The organism is Methylobacterium sp. E-005 (assembly GCF_022829725.1).
GTDB lineage: Bacteria > Pseudomonadota > Alphaproteobacteria > Rhizobiales > Beijerinckiaceae > Methylobacterium.
This window is the reverse complement of the sequence record NZ_JAKSYG010000174.1, coordinates 49189-55455: the sequence shown is the minus strand read 5'-3', so window position 1 is coordinate 55455 and position 6267 is coordinate 49189. Positions and strand designations below refer to the sequence as shown.

Below are 6267 nucleotides of genomic sequence, written 5' to 3'. Positions count from 1 at the left end.
TGTCCCAGTCGTGCGGGTCGGGGGCGGTGAGCGGCGGCAGGGTCCCGAGATCCTCGGGGCAGCCCATCAGGCCGGCGGCGCGGCCCACGCGCACGTAGTGCAGGAACGGCGACTCCCCTGGACCGAACAGGTGGCCGTAGGTCTCCTGGTAGAACGCGATGGAGAAGGTCTGGCTCGGGTTACGACCCTCGTGCTGGCCATAGGCGACGAAATGAGCGAGCGGGCCGCCGTCCGCATTCGCGGTATCGGGATAGCGCTGGGCATAGTAGGCGGCATCGAAATGGGGGGCGATCAGGCGCATCTCGTCCGCGAGCGCCGCCTCCCGGGTGTCCGGTGACCCGTAGCGTGGGTTGAAGGCGCCGGCCGAGATGTCGGCGCCGTGCAGCAAAGCCGTCGCCAGGAAGTGGACGAAGGGCGCCACGCCGGTCTCGCGGACCCCCGGATGCGCGGCGAGATAGGCCTGTCCGTTGAAGTCGGGCCTCGGGTTGCGTCCGAGGCGCCAGCCCGTGTCGCAATAGTCGCGCACCGCGTCCGCCTCCGCGGCCACGCCGTAGCGCGCCCGGTAGAAGCCGTGGTCGAAGTGACCCGCGATCAGCCGCGCCTGACGCGCCAGCGCCGCATCCCGGTCCGCCGGCCGATCCTCAGACCCCCGCCCGATCGCCCCGAGCCAGCCCGTGTCGGCGATCGGAGCCCGCGCCGGCCGCAGTCCGCACACAAGCAGCAGCGCGTCGAGCGTCGAGCGCCCCGGGCCCGGATCGCGCAGCTCCCGCCAGCCCGAACCGGCAAAGTGCAGATACGGTGCCTGCCCGCCCACATCCGGGTAGGTCGCCCGGTACCAGTCCGCGTCCACCGCAGGCACGTTCAGCCGCTCGGCCTCCGTGAACGGCTCACCCCCGGCGAGCCGCGTCTCGGCCACGTAGCGGAAGAACGGGTCGTCGCTCACCGCCCGGCTGCCGGCCCGCGCCTGCACGAAGCCCGCCGGGTCGAAGTCCGGCCGCGGGCTGATGAACGCCCGCCAGCCGCCGTCCACGTAGGCGCGCAGCAGCTCGGCGTCGGAGGCCTGCGCCAGCGCGTCCGCCAGCCCGCCCCCCGCCGCCTCCAGGCCGGCCCGGTAGTGATCGGCGTCGAAGTAGGGCGCCAGGGTCGCGACCCGCAGCGCGAGGCCGGCCTCCCGGTCGGGCCGGGCGGGGCCGCCGGTGAGCACGTAGTGCACCAGCGGGTTCTGGGTGGCGTAGGTGATGGCGTGGGTCAGGCAGTAGGCCAGGGTGTCGAACCGGGGCGCCGGCTCGCGGCCCTCGCGCCAGCCCGAGGCCATGTAGTGGTCGGCCGGGTCGACGCCGGCGGCCCGCAGGTCGGGGTTGGCGGCGAGGTAGAACGGCCCGTCGACCAGACGCCGGGCCAGCCGCAGGGCCTGATCGGTGTCGGGCCGGGGCAGGGTCGCGGTGCCGGCGTCAGCGAGGCTGCCGGCCCGGCGCACGAGGGCGTGCAGGAACGGGTTGATGCCGGCGCGGGCGAGGTGGGGATGGGCGTCGAGGTAGGCGGCGGAGGCGAAGTCCGGGCGGGGGTCGCGGCCCTCGCGCCATCCGTGGACGAGGTAGTCGCGCACGGGATCGGCGGTGATGCCGTACCACGTGGCGTAGAAGGCGGCGTCGAAGTGGGGCGTGAGGGCCGCGATCTGCGCCCCGGCGCTGGCGAGGTCGTGGGCCGGCGGCAGGGCGGGTCCGGTCAGGCGGGCCAGCAGCGGCGCGCCGCGCGCCCGCACCCAGCGTGACACCGGGATGCGGTGGGACAGAGCTTTCAGCCGCGTCACGCGATCAATCTCACCAAGCCGCTCCCTCGGCCTTTCCGACCTGCTGCGTGAATCCTGACCAACCGACGCGGCTTGCGTGTCTCAAGGCGGATCGGACGCATGCGCGCGGAGCCGCAGCGGAGCGCGCCGTCATCAAGCACCCGCCCTATCGGATCACCGGCGCGCGGTAAATAAGCCCCGCGGCCTTCGGAAGGCCCCGGGCCCCGCTTCCCTGCATCGGGCGATGGAGCCGGATCCTCAGCCGTCGAGGCCGAGCATCAGCCCGAGATTCTGCACAGCCGCCCCGGAGGCGCCCTTGCCGAGATTGTCGAGGCGCGCCACCAGCATTGCCTGCCGGTGCTCGGACGAGCCGAACACGCGCAGCTCCAGCCGGTCGGTGTCGTTGAGACCCTCCGGCTCGATCGTCTCGCCCTGCGCCCCCGTAGCAGCGCCGGCCATGACCTGCACCAGCGGCCGGTCGGCGTACCAGTCGCGGAGCGCAGCCTCCAGGTCGGCGGCGGCAGGCTTGCCCGGCAGCGCATCGAGGTGGAGCGGCACGCTCACCAGCATGCCCTGCCGGAAATTGCCCACGGAGGGCGCGAAGATCGGCCGGCGGGCGAGCGCGCTGTAACGCTGCAGCTCCGGCACGTGCTTGTGGGCGAAACCCAGGCCGTAGAGCAGGAACGGCGGCGCCGTGCCCTGCTCGTAGGCCTCGATCATGCTTTTGCCGCCGCCGCTGTAGCCGCTGATCGCGTTGACGCTGATCGGGTGATCGGCGGGGATCAGGCCGCCCTCCACCAGGGGCCGCAGGAGCGCGATGCCCCCCGTCGGGTAGCAGCCGGGATTGGCCACCCGCCGGGCCCGGGCGATCGCGGCGCCCTGCGCCCGGGTCATCTCCGGGAATCCGTAGGTCCAGCCCTCGGCGACGCGATGGGCCGTGCTGGCGTCGAGGATGCGGGGGCCGCCGCCGGGCAGGCTGTCGGCCAGCGCCACGGTCTCCTTGGCGGCCGCGTCGGGTAAGCAGAGCACGACGAGATCGACCTCGGCGAGCAAGGCCCGCTTGACCTCCGGGTCCTTGCGGTGCTCGGGGGCGATGCTGCGCAGGGCGACCCGCCCGTCGCGCTCCAGGCGCTCGCGGATGCCGAGACCGGTCGTGCCGGCCTCGCCGTCGATGAACACGGTGGGCTTCTTCGCGCCGTCGCCAGCCATCGTCCGTCTCGCTCTTACAAGAGTCCCATGCGCCGCCCGAGTCGGGGCCGGCTGTTCAGGTGATCGCACTGCACCATCGTGTCAACGGCCGTACCAGACCGTCAGAAACGCAAAAAGGGCGGCCCCCGCAGGAGCCGCCCTCTCCGTGACACCGGTGTGACCGGATGTCTTAACGCTTGGAGAACTGGAAGCTGCGGCGGGCCTTCTTGCGGCCGTACTTCTTACGCTCGACCACGCGGGCGTCGCGGGTGAGGAAGCCTTCGCGCTTCAGCGGCGCGCGCAGCTCCGGCTCGTAGTAGGTCAGGGCCTTCGACAGGCCGTGGCGCACCGCGCCGGCCTGACCCGAGAGGCCGCCGCCCGCCACCGTGACGGTGATGTCGTACTGGTCGACGCGGCCGGCGATCTCCAGCGGCTGGCGCAGGATCATGCGCAGCACCGGACGGGCGAAGTAGGTCTCGACCGGGCGCTTGTTGATCGTGACCGTGCCGTTGCCGGGCTTGATCCAGACGCGGGCGACCGCGTCCTTGCGCTTGCCGGTGGCGTAGGCACGCCCTTGCGCGTCCAGCTTCTGGACGTGGACGGGGGCCTCGTTGGCGGAATCGGCTGCGCCGGTATTCGCCCGGTTGAGGTCGGCGAGGGACTGCAGGGTCGCCATGATCAAGCGCTCACGTTCTTGCGGTTGAGGGCGCCGACGTCGAGCGCCTGCGGCTGCTGGGCTTCATGCGGGTGCGCGGCGCCCTTGTAGACGCGCAGGTTCCCGAGGATCTGGCGGAAGAGCGGGCCGCGGGGCAGCATGCGCTCGACGGCCTTCTCGACCACACGCTCGGGGAACCGGCCCTCGAGGATGAACTTGGCCGTGCGCTCCTTGATGCCGCCCGGATAGCCCGTGTGGTAGAAGTAGCTCTTCTGCGTGTACTTGCGGCCGGTAAACTTCACCTTGTCCGCATTGATGACGATGACGTTGTCGCCGCAATCGACGTGGGGCGTGTAGGCGGCCTTGTGCTTGCCGCGCAGGCGCATCGCCACGATCGACGCCAGACGGCCCACAACGAGGCCCTCCGCGTCGATCACGATCCACTTCTTGTCGACCTCGGCGGGCTTCAGCGAGGTGGTCTTCATAGCCAAATCCCAGGGGTTCCGACGGATCCGGTCCCGACTGGCGGGGCCGTCAGGCATCGGGGTGCCGAAAAAGGAGCCGCCGCGTGGGGGACACGCGGCGGCGGTGGCGGGTGCATAGCCGGACCCGGATGTCGGGTCAACAGCGGCGCGCCTGTTTTTTGAAAACCTCAATTTCAAGAATGATTTAGCGACCACGGTATCAGAATACCGTGGTCATTCGCTGCGCCGGCCCCGTTCGGCGATGGTCAGCTTCTGGACGCCCTTGGCGGCGAGCACGGGCTTCTTCGCGCTGAGGATGCGGGAATTCACCCCCGTCCAGCCGATCTCGCCCGAGAGCCGCCCGTACTCGATCTTGGGGCAGCGGTTCATGATCACCGCGAGGCCCCTCGCCTCGGCCCGGGCGGCGGCCGCGTCGTCGCGCACGCCGAGCTGCATCCAGATGATTTTCGGCAGGGGCGAGAGAGCCAGCGCCTCGTCGACCAAGGGGCCGGCGGCGGCCGAATTGCGGAAGATCTCGACCATGTCGATCGGCTGGTCGCCCAGGGAAGCCTGCGCCTCGGCCAGCGTCGCCGCGACCCGGCGCCCGAGCAGATCCTGGCCGGCGAGGCCGGGATTGACCGGGATCACCGCGTAGCCCCGGGCGAGCAGGTATTTCAGCACGATCCAGCTCGGGCGGGCCGGATTCGCGGAGGCGCCGACCAGCGCGATCGTGCGCGTGTCGTTCAGGATCGCGCGGATCCGCGCATCGGGGTAGCGCGCGTGCCGGTCTGCAACCGGGCCGGGTTCGTCGCCTGTCGGCTGCATGGCGTGCCTCTTCCGCTGTCCGACCCGTGCTACAGCCGCCAGACCTCGAAGCCCAGCCGCGCGAAGGCCGCCCGCTCATGGAGCGCCTTCACGTCCACCACCAAGCCCCCCGGTCTCAGCCGCGCGGTGATCGCCTCCGGGCCCAGCTGAGCATACTCCTGATGCGGCACGGCGATCACGATCGCATCCGCCTCACCGGGCAGGTCGTCCCACGCGATCAGCGTGATGCCATACTCGGCCCGGGCCTCCGCGGCGCTGGCGCGGGGATCGTGGACCGCGACGGTGCAGCCGAATTCCTTCAGCTCCCGAACGAGGTCGGCGACCTTGGAATTGCGCAAATCCGAACAGTTCTCCTTGAAGGTCAGGCCGAGCACGATGACGTGCCCGCCGCCCGGCCCCCCTCCCCTGCGGACGATCCGCTTGACCGTCCCGCGGGCGACGTGCGCGGCCATGCTGTCGTTGATGCGCCGCCCGGCCAGGATCACCTGCGGGTGGTGGCCGATCATCGCGGCCTTGTGGGTCAGGTAATAGGGATCGACCCCGATGCAGTGGCCCCCGACGAGGCCGGGGCGGAACGGCAGAAAGTTCCACTTGGTCCCGGCCGCTTCGAGCACCTCCAGCGTGTCGAGGCCGAGCGTGTCGAAGATCAGCGACAGCTCGTTCATCAGGGCGATGTTCAGGTCGCGCTGGGTGTTCTCGATGACCTTGGCGGCCTCCGCGACCCGGATCGACGCGGCGGCGTGGATCCCGGCCTCGATGATCGAGCCGTAGAGGGCCGTCAGCCGCGCCAGGGTCTCGGGGGTGTCGCCCGAGACGATCTTCACCACCCGGGCGAGGCTGTGCTCCCGGTCGCCCGGGTTGATCCGCTCCGGGGAGTAGCCAACGAAGAAATCCGCCTTCCAGCGCAGGCCCGAGGACCGCTCCAGCACCGGGATGCAGATCTCCTCGGTGGCGCCGGGATAGACGGTGGATTCGAACACCACGGTCGCCCCGGGGCGCATGTGCTGGCCGACCAGCGTGGCGGCCCGGATCAACAGGTCGAAATCCGGCCGCTGGGCCGCGTCGACGGGGGTCGGGACTGTGACGATGACGACGTCGGCCGCCGACAACGCGGTCGGATCGTCGGTGATCGTGAGGTGCCGGGCGAACGCGAACGGGGCCGCGTCGATCTCGCCCGCGGGGTCGCGCCTGGCCCGGTAGGCCGCGACCTTGTCGGCGGATTGCTCGTAGCCGATCGTGGTCCGCGTCCGGCCGAAGGCCAGGGCCAGGGGGAGCCCGACATAGCCCAGGCCGACGACTGCCACGCTCTCCGCCACGCCGCATCCCTCAGCGGCCGTCGAGGCGCC

Annotated in this window: 5 protein-coding genes and 1 pseudogene; all 6 read right to left on the bottom strand. The window is 71.2% G+C overall.

Annotated elements, in window-relative coordinates; all coding sequences use genetic code 11:
* Nucleotides 1-1810: pseudogene (locus MKK88_RS19280) on the bottom strand (glycosyl transferase); the annotation flags it as partial.
* A gap of 237 nt (nt 1811-2047) precedes the next feature.
* Entirely contained in the window at nt 2048-2998 is a 951-nt protein-coding gene (gene argC, locus MKK88_RS19275) for an N-acetyl-gamma-glutamyl-phosphate reductase (RefSeq protein ID WP_244002510.1), read from the bottom strand.
* A gap of 169 nt (nt 2999-3167) precedes the next feature.
* Entirely contained in the window at nt 3168-3653 is a 486-nt protein-coding gene (gene rpsI / locus MKK88_RS19270) for a 30S ribosomal protein S9 (protein WP_244002508.1), read from the bottom strand.
* A 2-nt stretch (nt 3654-3655) separates the two neighbouring features.
* Entirely contained in the window at nt 3656-4117 is a 462-nt protein-coding gene (gene rplM, locus MKK88_RS19265) for a 50S ribosomal protein L13 (protein ID WP_244002506.1), read from the bottom strand.
* A 213-nt stretch (nt 4118-4330) separates the two neighbouring features.
* Nucleotides 4331-4921 carry a CoA-binding protein gene (locus tag MKK88_RS19260; protein WP_244002504.1) on the bottom strand — a complete coding sequence of 197 codons (591 nt, stop codon included), beginning with the start codon at nt 4919-4921 and terminating at the stop codon, nt 4331-4333.
* A gap of 29 nt (nt 4922-4950) precedes the next feature.
* Nucleotides 4951-6225 (bottom strand): nucleotide sugar dehydrogenase, encoded by a 1275-nt coding sequence (locus tag MKK88_RS19255; protein WP_244002502.1) that lies wholly within the window; start codon nt 6223-6225, stop codon nt 4951-4953.
* Between the last annotated feature and the right edge of the window lie 42 nt (nt 6226-6267).